14 protein-coding genes are annotated in these 18332 nt (G+C 37.7%); 2 read left to right on the top strand and 12 right to left on the bottom strand.

The genetic code is table 11. The features are described from left to right. Positions 1 to 14 precede the first annotated feature (14 nt). The 6 genes from pglX to P397_RS0115455 form a co-directional block, all read right to left on the bottom strand. On the bottom strand, positions 15 to 3473 hold the full coding sequence (pglX, locus tag P397_RS0115430; RefSeq protein WP_254281481.1) for a BREX-1 system adenine-specific DNA-methyltransferase PglX: 3459 nt from the start codon (positions 3471 to 3473) through the stop codon (positions 15 to 17). 70 nt (positions 3474 to 3543) lie between these two features. Beyond that, positions 3544 to 7122 (bottom strand): BREX system P-loop protein BrxC, encoded by a 3579-nt coding sequence (brxC, locus tag P397_RS0115435; protein ID WP_028107090.1) that lies wholly within the window; start codon positions 7120 to 7122, stop codon positions 3544 to 3546. A 49-nt stretch (positions 7123 to 7171) separates the two neighbouring features. Continuing rightward, positions 7172 to 7738 (bottom strand): BREX protein BrxB domain-containing protein, encoded by a 567-nt coding sequence (locus tag P397_RS0115440; protein WP_028107091.1) that lies wholly within the window; start codon positions 7736 to 7738, stop codon positions 7172 to 7174. A 9-nt stretch (positions 7739 to 7747) separates the two neighbouring features. Beyond that, a complete protein-coding gene (locus P397_RS0115445; RefSeq protein ID WP_028107092.1) occupies positions 7748 to 8344 on the bottom strand; it encodes a DUF1819 family protein in 597 nt (198 codons plus the stop codon). Positions 8345 to 8876: 532 nt separating this feature from the next. Continuing rightward, entirely contained in the window at positions 8877 to 10973 is a 2097-nt protein-coding gene (locus P397_RS0115450; RefSeq protein ID WP_028107093.1) for a GTPase, read from the bottom strand. Between the two features lie 55 nt (positions 10974 to 11028). Next, entirely contained in the window at positions 11029 to 11625 is a 597-nt protein-coding gene (locus P397_RS0115455; protein WP_035414270.1) for a helix-turn-helix domain-containing protein, read from the bottom strand. A 416-nt stretch (positions 11626 to 12041) separates the two neighbouring features. On the opposite strand from P397_RS0115455, the gene P397_RS0115470 reads away from it, so the two are divergent. Further along, positions 12042 to 12317 (top strand): hypothetical protein, encoded by a 276-nt coding sequence (locus P397_RS0115470; protein ID WP_028107095.1) that lies wholly within the window; start codon positions 12042 to 12044, stop codon positions 12315 to 12317. A 163-nt stretch (positions 12318 to 12480) separates the two neighbouring features. On the opposite strand, the gene P397_RS0115475 is transcribed toward P397_RS0115470, so the two are convergent. The 4 genes from P397_RS0115475 to tnpB form a co-directional block, all read right to left on the bottom strand. After that, complete coding sequence (locus P397_RS0115475; protein WP_028107096.1) at positions 12481 to 12909, bottom strand: hypothetical protein; 429 nt, start codon at positions 12907 to 12909, stop codon at positions 12481 to 12483. An 89-nt stretch (positions 12910 to 12998) separates the two neighbouring features. Then, complete coding sequence (locus P397_RS0115480) at positions 12999 to 15323, bottom strand: DEAD/DEAH box helicase family protein (RefSeq protein ID WP_028107097.1); 2325 nt, start codon at positions 15321 to 15323, stop codon at positions 12999 to 13001. Beyond that, positions 15320 to 15643, bottom strand: a complete 324-nt coding sequence (locus P397_RS0115485) for a nucleoside triphosphate pyrophosphohydrolase (protein ID WP_028107098.1) — start codon at positions 15641 to 15643, stop codon at positions 15320 to 15322. Before P397_RS0115485 ends, P397_RS0115480 begins: the two co-directional genes overlap by 4 nt. A 109-nt stretch (positions 15644 to 15752) precedes the next feature. Further along, complete coding sequence (gene tnpB / locus P397_RS0115490; protein WP_028107099.1) at positions 15753 to 16925, bottom strand: IS200/IS605 family element RNA-guided endonuclease TnpB; 1173 nt, start codon at positions 16923 to 16925, stop codon at positions 15753 to 15755. 179 nt (positions 16926 to 17104) lie between these two features. Here tnpB and P397_RS0115495 point away from each other — a divergent pair, with 179 nt between their 5' ends. Beyond that, positions 17105 to 17494: a RidA family protein gene (locus tag P397_RS0115495; protein WP_028107100.1), complete on the top strand. Its 390-nt coding sequence runs from the start codon at positions 17105 to 17107 to the stop codon at positions 17492 to 17494. Between the two features lie 36 nt (positions 17495 to 17530). On the opposite strand, the gene P397_RS0115500 is transcribed toward P397_RS0115495, so the two are convergent. Then, a complete protein-coding gene (locus P397_RS0115500) occupies positions 17531 to 17797 on the bottom strand; it encodes a hypothetical protein (RefSeq protein ID WP_026834110.1) in 267 nt (88 codons plus the stop codon). Beyond that, entirely contained in the window at positions 17794 to 18162 is a 369-nt protein-coding gene (locus P397_RS0115505; protein WP_028107101.1) for a hypothetical protein, read from the bottom strand. Before P397_RS0115505 ends, P397_RS0115500 begins: the two co-directional genes overlap by 4 nt. Positions 18163 to 18332 lie beyond the last annotated feature (170 nt).

An 18332-nucleotide genomic window follows, 5' to 3' on the forward strand; every position in this document is an offset into this window, starting at 1 on the left:
TTAATTACTTCAGACTATATCTTTGCCACTAAACCCTTAAATTTTTCATAGTTCACTTTCACACCATCATCTAAGTCAATTTCAATTTGCATGTCTGCCATATGATGAAGCAACTCGTCGTAAGCTTTCAATTCATCGATTTTTTTGTCAATCGACTTGAGTTCTTTCTTAGCATTACTGATTTCTTTCGTAGTCAAATCTCCTTCAATAACATCAAGCAAGTCTTTCTTTTCCGCATCTAAGCGAATTTGAACTTCGTGTAAATAGTCTGTCCGAATACGAGAAAGCGTCGTTTTATCATAGCGATGCATATAAATCAAGCAGTTAAATGCCTTTTCCTTGCCTGATGTGAATAACCAGTAAATCGGTCTTTTTTTATATATCTTCACATGATCTTTATAGAAATCATTTAGAAAGTAACGGTGCAAAGACTCTCTAGATGTTTCGTTCTTTTTTCTTCCTATAGCTTCTGCAATAAATTCTAAATTTTCTTCGAGTTTTTCTTTATTAAATGTTGTTCGAACAAACTCTACAAACTTTGTAACAATATCATCTTCAAAATAAGCATCGGGTAAAATTGTGATAATATTATTTTTATTTACTGAGAATGATGTATATAAATGCTCATTAAAGTCTCCACCATCATAAACTATGCCTTCTTTATCAAGTGAATAGCGACCAAAAAAGCAACCTATTGCATATGAAATAAATGCTCTAATATCATCTTCCACAGAAGCTTTACTCAATGTAATTTCGTCCTCTAAAACTTTACTATCTAAGTCACTATGAAGCGATAATAAATCAATAAATATTTGATTAATTTTTTCTTCGTTTGTTTGAGTTTTATAAAAACGAGTTTCCTTGTCTTTTTTCCAATTTAAAAAAGAGTTTAACATGTTGCTATCTTTATATTTATTATCTAAAAGTGGATTAACAAGAAAATTTCTCGATGTCTCAAATGAATTCCAATCATCTTTTGCTAGCTCAACATTCTCTACAACTATTTCATTAACTTTTAATTTATTTTCATGAAAAGAATTTGGTAAAGATAAGGCATCGTTAACAGTTGTGTTTAAGGTAGGATTAATAGTTTTTAAAAGATATTGAGCTACATTTGAGTTCAAAAAGCCTAAGACATAGTAATCGTATTCGTAATTATCGTTAAAAATCGTTGGAGCACCTGAACTATACTGAGAACTTTCCTCTTTAATTCTAAATCCAGGTTTAGCTGAGGTTATTAAGTTCCAAGTCAACCCTTTTTTATTCCAAAATTTAGAGTTTACTAATCCTCCATGAGATGCATAAATTTCTTGTGCTTCTTTTGACCAATTCACAACGTATATATCATTACCGTAATACTTTTTAAATTCTCCTCCATTTAAATAGCTAATCCATTTCTTATTATTTTTAGAAATTTCCCAAAAATATCTAATAAATTTTTCATTATTATGAGTTTTATTTCTTCCACCTGATATAAAACTATCACCCAATTTTTCTCCTTTAAAAACGTCTGTGTTTGATAACCAGAATGCAATAGGGTTACCTGGAATTTTATTAAGGTTTTTTTGATTAAAAGAATAGAAATATGAAACAGATGGATTTTGAACAGCATTCACCGTACTTTTTCTTTTTTCTGCTGCTGTCTTCTTTTCAATCAATCGCAGATACAATCCATTACTGTCTGGGATTTCAATATTTCGAAGTACAAACGCTGTCGATTGAACGACTTCCCCACCAATTTCCTCAAATGCCCTTGGACCTAAGTGCAACATTGTATCAATAAATTTATTTTGAATGATTTTTTTTCTCATTTTCTTGAAACTAGATAAAAACATCCAAGAATGTTGATTTATGGCCGCATAAAAACCGTCTTTTTTTAAGTAATAATCTACTTCCATAAAAGCAGCAAACAAATCTGATTTAGAGTCAGGATAATTCTTTTTAAGGAAATCTGATAATTCTTTGTTCATACTCCCTGCACCCATATAAGGTGGATTCATGATCACAATGTCATATTGCTTACTCATAATTTTTGTTTGTTTAATCAGAAGTGGTAGCTCAGTTATTACTTGATCACGCTTTTCAGCATCAAATATGTCAGATACTGGGCTCTCTTTAATCTCGTACAGTCTTTCTTCTAAATATTTTAAATCAGTTTCCCCCACTTGAATGAGCGAACCAAATGTTTTAGCATTTTGATATTGTTCAAAAAATGGTCTGGTTTGTGCGAATCTAGTTCCTTCGTAGTCTTTAACCATATAGGAAATGACATCGTCATCCCAGCTATTCGTTTCCTGTATAGCTGCTAAGTTTAATGTAAGTCCTTCTTTTTCAATACTTCTTAGGAAGCGTCTATTGTATTGTAATGCTTTCATAACCATTGAAAAACTTGCTAATTGATAAGCACGATCATCAATATCTAACCCATACAAATTGTTTTCAAGGATTAGTCTTGGGATTTCTCGTTCTGTGTAACCGCACTTACTATAAATCTCATATAACACATCAAACATGTACAACAGAATATGCCCACTGCCCATTGCTGGATCGAAACATTTAATTTCTTCTACGTTTAATTCTTTATTTACATACGGAGCAATTTTTTCTTGGAAATTTTCTTGTTCATGTTTCAAGAAAAACTCCCAATTCGCTATTAAGTCGTTATGTTCAGGATGAGCTTCTGTCCAATAACGTCCGAGTGAATTTTGCACCATATACTGAACAATCCAATCTGGTGTAAACAGTTGTGTCGCAAAAGGGATTTCTTCTGCTTTATACTTATTTTTAGCTTTGAAGACTCGATCTTTTTCTTCTGCAATATAGTATTGGTACAGCCACCCAATGATCTCTGTTTGTTTCCAATTCTCTTCTGGTATAAATTCTAAATTTATCATTTGACTAATGAATGAATCTGTTCCAAGTAATCCTTCAGGGAAAAGAATTTCAGAATAATCTTCAATTGTCTCGAACATAAATGGCATATAGCGATTCAAGTCATTGCAATGCATTTTGATTAAGTATTTAAATAACTCATCTGTTTTATTATTCAGTTTTAAGTCATACACATAGTCTTTATCCAAATTTAAATTTAAAGACAATGCTTCTTTCATCATGTCGGGTTCTGCGCTATCTGAATTGGAAGAAAGCACACGGACTTTTGTTGGAAGGTATTCATTTACTTCCATATAACGCAATGCGACAAAACGATTGAACCATGTGTATGCCGTTTCGCCCATCACACGATTAAAGCCTATATCATTAATTCGAGCAATAAGTTTGTTTCGTTGCTTTCTTTCTGTATCTGAAAGCTGTCTACCTTCAATAAAAACAGCGTCTGAGCTTTCTACGTTAACTTCTTGAATTGACTCCGCAGTAATACCCAATTTTCTAGCTTGAAGCTCTACTTTTTCAAGTAATTCTCTTCTTGCTTCAGTTGCGAATTTTTTTAATGCTGATTTATTCAATACATTCACTCCTTATGAAAATCACAGACACCGACAAACTAGATTTTGTCGGTGCTGGTGTTTGGTACAAGCCTTTCTTTTAATCAATAAATTCGATTTCCTTATTTGATTTAATGATTTGTTTTAATTTATGAGACAAGGCACTAATATATTTATCTACATCTTGTTCTGTCTTTAAAGTATTTATCCCAACCAAGTCTCTTATTTTTACACTTTGTGTAGTAATTTCTAGTGGGGTAATTGGTGGATCAACAACCTCACCGCCATTTGTTCTTTGATGCTCTTCTTCTTTCTTACGTTGCCATTCAGCAATTTCTCGTTTGATGCTGAGGATACTTTTTTCTTTAAAACTTGTACTTTGAGCAATCGTTGCATCAACTTTATAAATATCGGTAAATGCATCTAAATTAGTTTGCAAGATTTCATAACGTTCTTCGATTTGCTGCTTTGTTTCGCTTGATACTCCATATTGTCTCGCATGTAGGAATAATTCATCGTAATCGGCTTTTATCTTTTCTTGAACGTTATTCTTTTTCTCGGATAGGAGGAACGTAATTTGCTTTTCTAATGCATAAATCAATTCTGGAATTTCTTTAATTTTACGATAAGGAATTGGATTTTTGATAATAGACTCCAGACTCATCATAGCTTCTGTTACGGTTTGCTCTGACAAATATGCTTTATTTTCTTCATACTTATTCAATCCGGTTAAACCTTGGTCAAAAATCTCTTTCTGATTTGTGTCAAAGAAACTTTTCACATAAACAATATCTTCTTCCCAATCAATCAATTCTTCTTCAATCTCTGTTAATTTGGTGAAAAATGTAGCGTTATCAATCTTTTGCTCAAATTGAGTAAAATACTCCAACCCTTTATCAAGCAAACTCATTCCTGGGTATTTCCGTCCTTCGTAACGTACTTTATATAAATTAATTTCGTCTATTTGTTTGCTAATGAGTACACGAATATCTTTGACAAGACCATCTTCATCATCTGCTAAATCCGTTGTGTTAAAAACTTCTCTACATACCCGTTTAGCTGTCCGAATGAGTGCACCATCAACTTGCACCCGTTTAAAGATTAGTCCTTTTCCTAATTCGCTCGATTTCCCAAAAACTGCTATTAATTTATTTATATCTACTTCAGGTTCTAAGTACTCTGAATTATATCGAACACGAATACGCTGTTCTTTTAATAACTCTGCAAGTATCCCAGCAATATCTAGCTGCTTCCATCCGAAAGGTTTATCTTGAAAGCGCTCGTATATAGCTTTCACATGATTTTGTTTTTGTACTTGATCTTGCATATCGATAAATTCATAGACAGCTCCTTTAGCTAATTCGTTTGGTTTTGTCACAATACTATTGTCTAAAGATAGCTGATCATTGGTTGATGCTAAAATAGTAATCAATTGTCGCTCATTCTCTAGATGCTCTTTTATATATCCTAATTTGAAATATACATTATCAATTAATTGTTTAAAGGCAAAGTTGATTTTTTCTTTTACAGAAGAACCTTTACTGTTAGTTTTGTCCCCATTAACAAAGAAAGATCCGTTTTTAATAGCATCATCTAACAGTTCGCGCACTCTTCGTCTTCTTTCGCGTGCTTCAGCTTGCTTATTGTTTAAGATGTTTTGAATATTTTCTGGAAGCTGCGTAATATTCTTTTTCTTACGAAATTCTTCTATTTTAAGTGCTTCTTCTATTTCTTCAATGTATGATTCACTACCACCTAATTTAATCACCATTTCATCGCTGTCTGAAGTCATCATCATTATTCCCTGATCTGACTTTTGATAGTTATCTGATAGTGGAGATAAGATGTGCACCCCGATACTAGATGTCTGAGCCCCATAATTCTTTTCGTCCATTTTTTGATTAAAACTAAAGGAGTAAAATTTATTATAGGTGAATCGTTTATCTTCGTATAAATCTTGGAAGATATAGTTCGCTAATTCACGTTTAATAATGTCTTCATCAATATTCATTTGTTTAATTTCACGGTTAATATCTTGTTCATCATCTGTTAAGAAGAGATAGTGCTCGCCATTTTTTTGAATCAAGGTTTGTCCAATTAGCTTTCTCAAAGAAACTTTGATTTTTTCTTTAAGTTGCAATTTATCTTCATCAATTTGTTTAACCATAAGCGTAGCGATATTATCGATGTTTGCTGGCAATTCTTTAATGTATTTAATCATGAATAATACTTTTAACAGGTTCTGGTTAAATTGATCATCTTTCAACACAGAATTCTCCGTCGTGCCTTCAATAACTCTCGATATCGATGGATTTAAAAATTCTTTAATCGTATCGTAGAACGCATAGAAAGGAATTAGCGAGCCCTCTTCTTCATCTTTGTACCTAAGTCCTGCTTCTTTAAAAGCAGAAAGCATCGAGCGTTCGCCTTCAGATAAGTGCTTGCCCGATGAACCATGTTTACGTACTTGCTCAAATACATTTTGCAATAACTTAAATTGGTACGGGATGAACGGGTAGACTTCAGCAAATTCTTGTTCATTATTGTATCCTCTAAGGTCCGCTGTACTACCAGTAAAACTGATAAGATTTTTTAAGATTGCACTTTTTTCAGGGTATAACACTTTTAGTTTGTCATTAACGTGCTTATGCTTCTCCAAAATCCGCTTTTTAATAACTTCATCGACTGATATCGAAGATAACGATAGTCTTGTATCAAAGCGTCCTTGAATACGAGAAAAATCATCACCTTTAACTTTTACTATGGAGTCAATACTTTCTTGTGATGTCACCATAATCCACACTTTTCCTTGCGCATGTGTCCCTAAATCCTCTGTTAGTGTTTGCAAGTTAAGCATTAAATCACGACTATCTCCTATGTATTGACCAATCTCATCAACTAAAAATACCAAGTGAAATTTTGGTCCTTTTTCATCAATGTACTCTTTTACGTCTCTTGAGAATTTTTCAATACTAATTTCAAAATTGTTTACACCTTCGTTAAACCAGTCACGTGCAGTTTCTTCCGACATATCTGTCGCTTTGGTTAATGCCCCGATGATATAATCTGCATCGAAGTAGAAGCTGTTACGACGTTCCTCCCACATCTCACCTGCTAACGTATAGAATTCTTGTTTAAACGTTTCATAAAAACCTCGTTTATCCAGGTATTTCTCCATTTCAGCGACCCCTGGAATATCCCCATAATAGCCTCTATGTTCGTAAAATACTTTCATAAAAACGCGCAAAATAGCATCTTCTTTTGATTTGCTACCCAAAGAGCTTTTAGAATCGATGTTAAACAAAATTACTTCTGTATCTACCTCAGCAGTACGTTTCATATTGGAATAAACTAATGTATCTTGTACTTTGTTTTCAAAGAAATCGATTGGATGTTTTCCTTTAACAGACTGATTCTCTAATAGGTATGCGAGAATTTTAAGAAAGTGAGATTTACCGGATCCGAAGAATCCACTAATCCAAACACCCATCTTATCTGTCTTTCCGTTAACTCCTTTTTGGTAATTGTCGTAGAACTTCGAGAAATGTTTGTGCAACTCTTGAGTAACCACATATTCATCAAGTTCTTGATAAATATCCTTTTCATTCGTTTGTGCGACTTTAATAACGCCACGTATATCACGTTCAATATCCTTTAAGAACATCTCTTTTAGCAGCATGTAAAATCCTCCTCGTCTTATATAAAAATCAACTAATTGCTGTATTTTCTTAATCAACTAAGCGAAATGCTCTATAATAATTATCGTCTTTAAACTTACTGAATAATTGCAATGATTGACCATCGTATGTTCCAGGGAAAAACATTACCACGGGTGTCTTATCCAATACTTCTTGAAGGTTATTTAAAATATTGTGCGAACGTACAAATGGATACACTTTCCCTATGCCAGTGAGAAATACAACATTGTGATCGTCCAGCTGTTCCTTGATCTTCTGTACAAATACTTCCGGTTTGGCAAAGGCGGTCATAGCTCTAAATAAGGCATTTTTTCCTTGACGTTCTTCCATATCAAAGACGCGATCAAAGATACGCTTTTCTTTTGTAATCTCGATAAGCATTTTGTACAAATCGAATTCAATGATTCTTCTATCAGTTCCCTCATAATTGAACTCTTTTTTTATGTGTTTTACATAACCTCTAACAATAAGTTCATCCTTTGGTTCATAATCAAAAACATAAAAACTAATTTCATTTCCTAAGCCGCGCCCATCAATAAATTTTTCTTCTTTGATTTTTGGAATGATACTATCTAGTCTTGCATTTAAATTCGCCATACTTTCTCCTCATTCACCCATCGCTCGTACATATCGAGCATCGCCTATACGGTTAAGGTATTCTTTGATTTGTTCGTCGATGATGATGTGTCCTAGTTCTTTGCTTTGTCGACTTTTGAGAAATCCACTTTCGAAAAGGACCTGCATAAACGCTCTCTTTAACTTTTCGATATTAATATCGCTCCAACTCGATATTTTTTCACTCTGCTCCAACTTTGCTTCGAAAAAGAGATTGATATCCTTCTTCTCAATCAAATAATCGTCATTGTGTAACTTTTCACTAATCACTTCATCCATAAATTCAAAAAAAAGAAGATCGGTCTTCATAATTGCATACAAATTAATTACCTTGCTTATCTCAATAGAACCGTTTGTCATAAGACTTGCTAGATTCGAGTCAATTACATAAGCTCTTTTTAGTACTGATGGTAATGTGCGTTTGATTCTTCCTCTATTTTCAAATTGAAATAAATTTTCATCCACTACTTTGCGTCGGATTTCTTGAGTAGAAAACCCTTCCTGTTTTAATTTAACCACTTGTTTCAGCTCAAAAAGTAAATAAGATGCCCCGTTCATACTTGAAGAATATTCTAATTCTATTGTCATCTAACCAATCCTTTCACACAAGACAATAAGCATTATTATTTTCCAGAATACGTTCAATAATTACCAATTGCTTTTTTATACTTCGTTACTGAAAGTTCTTTTAAAAATTTCTTTATTTTTTTACTAACTTATTTTGAGTATTTATATATTTATTTACTTCTTATTTTAGTCTTACTGTACTTAATAGACAATGAAAGTGAAGTTAGTGTTTTAGACACATTATATATTTTAAGTAATTGAAATCAGTAATATTTTCATTAAAATAGAAAAAAACAACTTTTCTGACACAAAAAAAGAGCTCTCAATTTGGAGCTCTTTTTATTTTATAAATGGTATAGTTATCACATTTGGTGACTCAATTATTTGTATCGAGTAGCTTATAAGAACGCATAAGTACCTTTATTCGAATGCAATATTCGTACAGAATCATTGTTTTTATTTTGCATTACACACTATAAGAACGAACAATACATAAAACCATCTTATCTTATTTTATGAATTATCAATTCATGATATACCTTTTTATTCTTAATCAAAGAGCAAGTTCAACTTGCTTTAAAAGTTTTTGATAAGTCTTTAACTCTTCAATTAAACGTTCAATCGAGTCTACATTTTTATTTTTGATATCTGAGTGTAACTGTGCCACGTGTTCTTCCCACTTCTGCTCTAGTTCGTTCGCTGCCGTATCGAAGCCTACTTTTGTTTCGTTCCAATAATGATCAATTTCTTGAATATATTGTTCTTCAACACTTTCTTTTTCAAATGCCTGTATGATGCTTTTCGCTAGTTTTCCCTCCCAACCTGTTGCTGAAAGGACAGCAATAGTCGATACACCAACAAGAACTGCAATTCCGATACCAAGTGTCGCTGGACCGCCAATTGCTGCAACACCTGTCATAATTCCGCCCATTCCACCGAAAGCACCAATATTAAAGCCTGCACCTGCTAATAATCCTGCACCTTTCGCTACAAGGATGTAGCCACCTAGATTTCCCACTCCTGCTGCGTAAGCTGCCATTCCACCTAACGCAGCCGCTCCAGCCGCCCCACCAAGAAAAACATTTTTTACATCAAAGGCTAATTTCATTTCATTCGTCTGAGGGAATGATTTTTTGATATCCGTTTCGAAGTCTTCTAGATAATCTTGTACACCTTCTACGAAACTCTCTGTCCGGTCTAATAAAAGTATATTCAACTGACGTTGTAATTCATTCGACAAATAAGTAACAAGCTGTTCTTTTCCCTGATTGTCTTTTTTGAACGCGTTCTCTTTAATTACCTTTGCGATTACCTCTTTGTTCATTACATTCTGATAAACGTCCTCAAATTGAAGTTTACTTTCTCTACTTAACGTTTTAATCATTTGATTGACGTCTACACGTTTCTTCAATTGACGCTCATTTCGCAACGGTTCTTCCCCTTCAATTCTGTGTAATTCATCTTGAAGTATCTCACGCTTTGATAACAGAAGTTCTTGATTGATTAGTTCTTGTTCAGTCAAATCATATTGATCTTCTAGTAATTTTGAAACCATCTGAATCGATTGATACTTCATTCTTTCTGGTAAGTCGGCTAACAATGCCTGTAACTCATTTTCAAACTTCTTTTGTAACTGCTCATCATTTGTTGTGTAAGCATAAAAACGCTGACGTAATGCTGCTTTCGAGTGTACTCTACCCGATAACTCACTTCTATTTTTCCAATCACTTTCTGGTACAGAGTGATAGAATCGGTCTGTTCCAGCATCTAAAATTCTTTCAAGCTTTTCTTGCTCTCCAATGATATGTGCTTGAGAAGCAAGAACGAATAAATTAGCGAATGCTTTTGCTTCATCATTTTCAACATCTGCTGATGAAAGAGAGTCAAGTGTGTTCTTCAAGAAATTAATATCAGTTCCACGCATGAATGCATTAGATACAGACATGTAGACAATGACATCTGCAAGTCTCTGTGAGTGATGCGCAAACTGATCATCTGATTGACGGTCACCCGTACCGAATCCCGGAACATCTATAATATCGCAACTCTTTAAAATCGGACTATCTAAATAGACAATCGCTGCTTGAATATTCCGTGTCAAAATTTCATTTGGTTGACGGATTGCATATTCTTTTAATAGATTCTCTCCACCCTTAGCAATCATATGTCTCTGAACATACTCGTCCTCATCCAGGCGGCTGACATCGAATCCATTTTCATCTCCACCGAAGATAAGAATTTCTTCTTCGAGGAAATGTGGCCGATCTTCAATATGTTTAATGTAGATATTGACTGATGTAGTAGGTGACCAGTCCGAAGGAATTTTTTCTGTCTCTAATAATGTATTGATCAGGTGGCTTTTTCCTACATCCGACATACCTACAATCGCTAACTTTGGTTTAACCAAAGATTTTCGGACTAGATTTTCTAATGTATCTATGCGACTTTCTATTTCTACACTCCACTTTGAAGTCTGTTTTGCTTTTTCAATGAGGTGCAGTAAGCGATCTCGTAATTGTTCAGATGAATTTGATTGGTTTTCTTTATTCGCTACTGCATCTTTTAACGTGTTTACTCCAGCACTTGTTGCATTAGTTACTAACTTTGTCATTTGTTGAAGTCGATTTGTGATTTTTTTTGAATCAAACATCCCTATCACCTCTTAATTTTTTTATTCTCACGTTAGATGGATTTCACATCAATCATTACCACATATCGTAGTCTGGATCTTCTCCCTTTTCGATTTCCTCCCCAAACTCAAGAACACTTAATTCATTTAGATTGAATATCGCTAACATACGTTTGTGATCATCTTGTAGTTTTTTTTCCGCGGTCTCCTTAATTAGTTTAGCCTTATCAAGATCCCACTTAATTTCCCCACCATACCTTTTCAAAATAGCAGTAGCTCCTTCGGCAATATTCCCCTTCGGAAGAGATGTCCAAATTGTTCCGATGTTTGGTATCAACTTGCTTAAGGCCATTGTCGTCACGCGCTTCAATCCACTGATGGTCGTTCCGGAGCTAGAAGCTATATTTTTTAAAAAAATACCCATATCTTTTTCTCGTTCATACTCATCCGGATTAATACATTCTGTTTCCTTTAGACGTTTTAAGATTTCATACGAAACAGAACTAAAAAATGCATATCCTAAAGCCTTTGTCATTTTGGTTGGATCTTGCTCGATTTTTACAATAGTAGGCCTACTTACTCCCATCATCTTTGCTAACTCTTCTTGTGTAATCCCTAGTATCTGACGGATTTCCGCCATCTGATTTCCAATTGATAATAAATAGTTGTTCAATTTCATCACCTCTAATAATTATTATAACTCCAAGTAAAAATAAGTACAAAAAAAATAATAAAAAACATTTTGTAAAAATATTGACACTAAGTAAATTTAGTTATATATTGTTAACAAGAAGTCATCACATATCTTACGAAAGGAGATAAAGTTTTATGAATCCTAATTTTGCTAAGCTTTTAAAATCAATGGTTAGTATTGCTTCAACAAGCCTTATCTACATTATCAATAAAAAATTCGACGGTCCGACAAATTAAAAAAATGATGGAGGTAAAATCATGCAAAATAATTTAATCAAGCAGGCCTTATTGGCAGCAGTCCCACTAGTCGTTTCAAAAATTAATCAGCTGATTGATCGTCATACAAAATAATTAAAATGAAACTCAAATCTACTAACTATAAAGGAGCGATTTATTATGTTAAGTAAAAAAAATGAGCTTGCAGGAAAGACTACAGAGTTCTTCATGAAACAAGTGCCATCACTGGTCAAAATGCTTCATGATAACTTAATCTCTGAAGAAGATTTTAAAAATCAATCAGTCAAAATGAAGTTAGCACATCAATTAACAGAAACTACTATGAAGCATTTCCTTCCAAGTTCTTTAAAGACAGAAAGCCAGGCTTTAACCGATTTACTCATGAAGGTACGATTCAATAAAAAAACGACGATTGATGAGTCGACTAACATTTAAAAGTTTGTTCTAACAAAAATAACGATACATCTTTACGGTCTTCTTACCCGTTCAGATGTATCGTTATTTCCGTGTATATTTATACTACTGTTAATTTATCGTTCTCATAACTACAAAAAGACTATTTCCACAGAAGCGATATTAATCTTAATCACATTTGGATTTATACATGTTCTACAATTTTAACGACTTCCCCACTCACATAAAACTTCTCATCATTTCCTCGAACCTTAATATGATCTTCCCAAATATAAAATCTCCACTTTTCATCTTTTGAATAATCGAGAATCATATCCTCTGTCATCAACCGTCTCAGGTTTTTGAATTCTACAAAATACACTTTGTTACCTTCAATTCGAACGGCCATGATCGCCATATCTGCACCATCTAAAATTTCAACTTGCTTCGTCGACAAGTCAAACCAACCGTGCTCGTGATTGTGCAGTTTCGTTTCTGGTGTACATAAGACTACTGATTTGTCATTACGCGTTGTTCCTTCGTACATGATTTTCTTTTGTTTTATGATTGTAAGTGCGCAATCGTATCTTTCGCTGATCATTTTAACAACAGTTTCTTTTTCTTGTATCGACATCTATAAAACTCCCCGTCACATCTCGTGAATTATTTTGTTGAAAATCAAATATATATTTCTATGTTATCATTTTTACTAACTTTATTAGCCTAGCTTGAAAAATAACTTTCAATTCGAAAATGAACGATGTCCGTTATCCATTTCATTAATATCCTATTGGTGGTTTTAAGGTCCTGTTGGATATGTAACGTTTTCTGATTTTCCGTCGTTTCAAACGGATATCCCATCTTTGGAAACGGCTGTTGTTTCAGCAATGCTGCTATTTTTGACTCATTGTATCCATTTTCAAATACTTTTCCTTGCGCATCCTTTACTTCCCGATACTTCTCTGCATGCAAATACTCATAAAAGAACGGCGCAACTTCCTCTGCGGTAATCGGTTCCATCCAGCGTTCTTCGCCTCGCTCGAGCATCGCCAGCAAGACGACCATCTTATAACTCCGGTTCATCACTGTCTTTTCAACCTGTTCAATTAGCTCACGGTTAGTATTAAATGTGCCAATTTCTTCGTCCGTCAACTCATCTTGTTCTTTCAGAAAACCGACATACGAGCCCCACTCTTGTTTATAGCCTATCGGCACAGCTGTTAATTGACCGATTTCAACGTAAGTCGGACGACGCCCGAGATCGAGCTTCAATTGTTCGTAACTCTCAATCAAACGTAATTTACGCTGATTCGGTTGACGCATCCGATGAATAATATTCAGTGCTTGTGTATCGAACTCGATGATGCATCCCTTTGGTGGGGTAATCGGCTCCTTATCTCCCCGCTTGAGCTTGTCTTTTACTGTTCCAAGCAACATCAGCTTCGTTTCGACATTTTTATAGTTGCCGATCAAATCGATGATGACACAATGTGATTTCTCATTCGCTAAACGTAAGCCTCGTCCGATTTGCTGCGTGTAGATTGCAATCGATTCCGTCGGCCGGCAAAACAGTAACGTATCGACTTTCGGAATGTCGACTCCTTCATTAAACAAATCGACCGTAAAGACGATTTCTAACGTTCCCCGCTCAAACTCTTGGATCCGCTCCCGTCGATTGACGGTTTGTCCGGTCAAGGCAATCGCTTGGTGTCCCATTTCCCGGAACGTTTGTGCCAAGTATTCGGCTTGGCGGATCGACGAACAAAAGCCGATCGTCTTCGTCTGCCGGTGCTTCGACCAGGCGGCATAGATGTTTTCCGAGACTGCCCGATCAATCTGCGCCTGTTCCAGTTCCATCGCATCATATTTCCGTCCCATTCGCCGCAGTTGCGAATAGTCGATGACGTCATGAATCCCGTAATAATGGAACGGTGTCAGAAATCCTTCGTTGATCGCTGACGTGAAGTGCATTTGAAAGGCAACGTTATTGTCGCACAGTGCATAGACGTCCGCTCCGTCCATCCGGTCCGGCGTCGCTGTCAGTCCCAGCAAAAACCGGGGTTCGAAATGCGCCAGGACCTTTTGATAGCTTTTAGCTGCTGCATGATGAAACTCATCGATGATGATCAAATCAAAATGGTCTTTTGCAAACCGGTCGAGATGCCGGTTTTGGGATAACGTCTGGACTGAGCCAAACAGCACGTCCGTCTGTTCATCGTTCGTGCGGTCTGATCCGATATAAAAAGCCGTCTGCCAATTGGGCTCAACCTTTTGAAACGAACGTTCCGCTTGTTCCAACAACTCGCGTTGATGTGCGAGGAAAAGTATCCGCTTAAAGTCACGCGCAAAGAAGGCACTGAGATACGTTTTCCCAAGACCGGTCGCAAGCACAGTCAAAGCACGCGTCCGTCCTTCTTCCATCGTTTCCTGAAGTGCACGTAATGCTTCCTCCTGGACCCGGTGCGGCAGAATCTCATCGGACGTGACAATCTGTTGCTCCGCATAATCAACTTCCGGTTCTGCGACATATTGCCGTGCGTCATGTTCTTGCCGATACGCTTCCAGGACAATCAGATTCAAATCTTGGGCTGCTTCACTTAAATAAAGGTCCATGAATGCCTCAATCGCATCATCCAAGATATGCGGTGCGACGGCTTGCGGCAAATGGAGATTCCACTCGACACCGGTCCGGAACGCGCTTTTAGAGATATTTGATGAGCCGACAATCGACAGACCCGTCTCCGCATTGCGAAACAAATAAGCTTTCGGATGAAACGCTCGTCCACCGGAGCGATAAAACCGGATCGACAAACCGTCCAGTTTCAATAATTCTGCCAATGCCTCTGGGTCCGTGATATGTAAGTAATCGCCAATCAAAAAATGAATATCTGCGCCCCGTTCGACGGCACGACGTAACGCCGGTAACAACAGTTCGACACCCGAGCGTTGTGCAAAGGCGGCGACGATATAGACTTCATCAGCCTGGTCAATGGCATCGACCAACGACGCATACAGATCGTGCGTCGTCAGTTTTGCGGTCGGAATCAATCTTCGACCTCAATCAGATACAGCTTGTCATCAAAGCCGCCCCGCTTATCGTGTTTCTTAAGCCGGATTGCTTCCAGTTGTTCCGGTGTTGTCCCGTGCGTCCGAGCCAGCGCGTAAATTAGTTCCAGCAAGTCGGCCAATTCTTCAACCGCTTCTTCAGTCGCCGTTGCTTCTTCGTATTCGGCTACTTCTTCATGCAATTTCTGTTTCGCTTCGACGAGGAATTCTTCCTCGTTAAGTGTCCGGAACGTCGCTTTTTTTCCGTTCCGAGCAATGATAGTTGGAATCTGATCCCGGACTAATTTATGATAAAGAGGCATTGGATTCACTCCTTGTAAGTATGGTGATGGTGTTTTGAACTACCTCCACCTACGCTTCGCTTAGAGGTGAAGGATTCCTGAGTGATCCGACCTAACGGTCGAAACCTGATCAGGCTAACCCCGTCGTCCCGACGGTTGAAGAAGCTAAGATACGTTCGGCTTCTTGTTTGAGATTCAGTCCTGCGTTCACATCCCGGTCGTGATGGATCCCGCAATTCGGGCATGTCCATTCTCGCAAGCCTAGATGTTTCACGTCTTTGTGTTGATGTCCGCAACTCGAGCACAGTTGGCTCGAAGCAAAGGTCTTGCCGACCTTCACGACGATCTTCCCGTACCATTCTGCCTTGTATTCCAGCATACGGAAGAACTCCGACCAGCTGACGTCCGAGATGGCCTTGCTCAACTTGCGGTTCTTCTTCATATTCTTCACCTGCAAGGTCTCAATCCCGATGACGTCGTGGTTTTGGACGATCTCGGTCGATACCTTGTGCAGGAAATCGGTACGCTTGTTGGCGATTTTCTCGTGGATACGTGCGACTTTCCGTTTCTGCTTCTGATAGTTCCTTGCCTCGGACAGCTTGACTTTTTTGTTCAGGGCGATGTGTTGACGGCGGGAGAGCTTACGCTGTTCGCGCGCCAGTTTCTTCTCGAGCGTACGGAAGTAACGGTCGTTCTTGTACACCGTGCCGTCCGACAGGATGGCGAAGTTCTTGAGTCCGACGTCGACGCCGACAGATGAACCGGTCTTCGGCAGTTCGTTGATCTCCTGCTCGACGAGCAGGGAGACGAAATATTTTCCTGAAGCGTTACGTCGGATCGTGGCGTTCAAGATCCGGCCTTCGACCTGCTTCGAGTGGGCGAAACGAACCCATTTCAACTTCGGAAGTTTGAGCTGGTTGCACACAATCGAGACTTCAGGAAGTTGAGACTTGCCCTGTATGTTGGTGTTGTATGACTGGACGGGATTGCGCTTGGACTTGAATCGAGGGCGTTCATTCTGCTTCTTGAAGAAGCGGTCAAACGCATCGGCAAGATGTTTGATGCTGATCTGAACAGATGTGCTATCGACTTCCTGCAACCAGTCGAACTCCTGCTTCAACAATGGAATTTCTTTGGAACAAGAACCATAGGACAGTCCTTTTCCAGTGGTCTTGTACATTTCCTCCCACTTCGCCAGGAAGTGGTTGAAGATGAAGCGCGAACACCCGATCGTCTTCGCGATCAGGATTTCCTGCTCTTTTGTGGGGTAGATTCTGAATTTGTAAGCCTTGTGCTTCAACACCATTTTTCACCTCCTTCAAAGAGAATATACCCGAAAGACAGGCTGGCGATTCCTCTCCCACTTTCACTTCGTTTAGAAGTGGGCGTATTCTCGCCTAATTTTGGTGAAAATTATCCTATAGTTCAAGGCAGATAGCACGTTCTACATACGATTTATTTTAGATTAGAGGAGGAGTTTTCATGAGTTCATTCCAGAAAATCGAAACAACTAACGCACCGGCTGCTATCGGTCCTTATTCACAAGGCTTCATCGCTAACGGTACGTTATATGCTTCCGGTCAAATCCCGATCAATCCGGCAATAGGTGAAATGGTCGTCGGTGGTATTACGGAACAGACGGAACAGGTCATGAAAAACGTCGATGCCATCTTAAAAGAAGCCGGTCTGACACCGGACCGTGTCGTCAAGACGACGTGTTACTTAACGAGCATGGATCATTTCACTGCGTTTAATGATATTTACTCGGATTACTTTGCTCCGCATAACCACTTCCCGGCACGCTCTTGCATCGCCGTCAAAGAGTTACCGAAAGGTGCTTTGGTCGAGGTTGAGATTTTAGGGTTAGTCTAATACTCTGGAACACGTCACTTTTGATGGCGTGTTTTTTTACCTCCGTAATCCCCAACGTCCTGTCCCTTTTCCGGTCTCACTGTAGAACAAATCCTGCGTTCCTTCATATAATTCACATTCACTCGCATGAAGATAAATCAATTTCCGAATGCGTGCGTCTAATCCCGCTTCCGTCGAAAAACGTGAAAGATCCAAATCACTCCGCTCTCGTACATGCTGATAAAGCTCCGTTAAATCCAGTTGTCGTCCTGTCCCTAAGATCTCGATAATCGCTTCTAAAAGCGCTTCACTGCTTTGATTCATCTGTCTTCCTCCCCGTTTTCTGCAAACTGTCCATACAACCAGTCCCGTAGAAGCTCCCACTTGTCCGGAAAAGCATTACTGCCTCGAGACGTCCCGTCTCCATCCGGACTGCTCCACCTGATTTCCCAGTCCGTGCCGTCGAGAATCAGCCACTCCGTCGTATACACCGATTGCCAGTGCATAAGATTAACGTGGAGCAACAGGTGCTCGAGTTCCATTTGTTCGTGCTCGGATAATAGATGAACGTCTTCCGAGACGTTTCCTTCTTCATCTTCTAACCTTAATTCTCGTGTTGCTTTCGTCCACGTGAACGTTTGGCCTTCCCCTATTCCAGATTCACGGTACCGGATCCAATGAAATGACATGTCAGTCGAACCTCCCCCATGTTTTCTGCTTCCACTATAATTGATTTTCCGTTTTCTACCTTTCACTATTTCTTCGTAGGTTTTACGATTTCCTTGATTTATTCTCTAGCATCGCTTTTGTCAGCTCTATTATTTCGGTCATTTCTTCCTAAAATTGAACCTTTTTTGAA

Source organism: Exiguobacterium undae DSM 14481 (genome assembly GCF_000620805.1).
Taxonomy (GTDB): domain Bacteria; phylum Bacillota; class Bacilli; order Exiguobacteriales; family Exiguobacteriaceae; genus Exiguobacterium_A; species Exiguobacterium_A undae.

What these genes read in the sequence shown, in the direction of transcription:
- P397_RS0115505 (WP_028107101.1), bottom strand. Translation starts at nt 18,162, where the DNA reads ATGTCATTTCATTGGATCCGGTACCGTGAATCTGGAATAGGGGAAGGC.
- brxC (WP_028107090.1), bottom strand. Translation starts at nt 7,122, where the DNA reads ATGCTGCTAAAAGAGATGTTCTTAAAGGATATTGAACGTGATATACGT.
- P397_RS0115485 (WP_028107098.1), bottom strand. Translation starts at nt 15,643, where the DNA reads ATGCCTCTTTATCATAAATTAGTCCGGGATCAGATTCCAACTATCATT.
- P397_RS0115440 (WP_028107091.1), bottom strand. Translation starts at nt 7,738, where the DNA reads ATGGCGAATTTAAATGCAAGACTAGATAGTATCATTCCAAAAATCAAA.
- P397_RS0115470 (WP_028107095.1), top strand. Translation starts at nt 12,042, where the DNA reads ATGTTAAGTAAAAAAAATGAGCTTGCAGGAAAGACTACAGAGTTCTTC.
- P397_RS0115495 (WP_028107100.1), top strand. Translation starts at nt 17,105, where the DNA reads ATGAGTTCATTCCAGAAAATCGAAACAACTAACGCACCGGCTGCTATC.
- P397_RS0115445 (WP_028107092.1), bottom strand. Translation starts at nt 8,344, where the DNA reads ATGACAATAGAATTAGAATATTCTTCAAGTATGAACGGGGCATCTTAT.
- P397_RS0115500 (WP_026834110.1), bottom strand. Translation starts at nt 17,797, where the DNA reads ATGAATCAAAGCAGTGAAGCGCTTTTAGAAGCGATTATCGAGATCTTA.
- P397_RS0115450 (WP_028107093.1), bottom strand. Translation starts at nt 10,973, where the DNA reads ATGTTTGATTCAAAAAAAATCACAAATCGACTTCAACAAATGACAAAG.
- P397_RS0115475 (WP_028107096.1), bottom strand. Translation starts at nt 12,909, where the DNA reads ATGTCGATACAAGAAAAAGAAACTGTTGTTAAAATGATCAGCGAAAGA.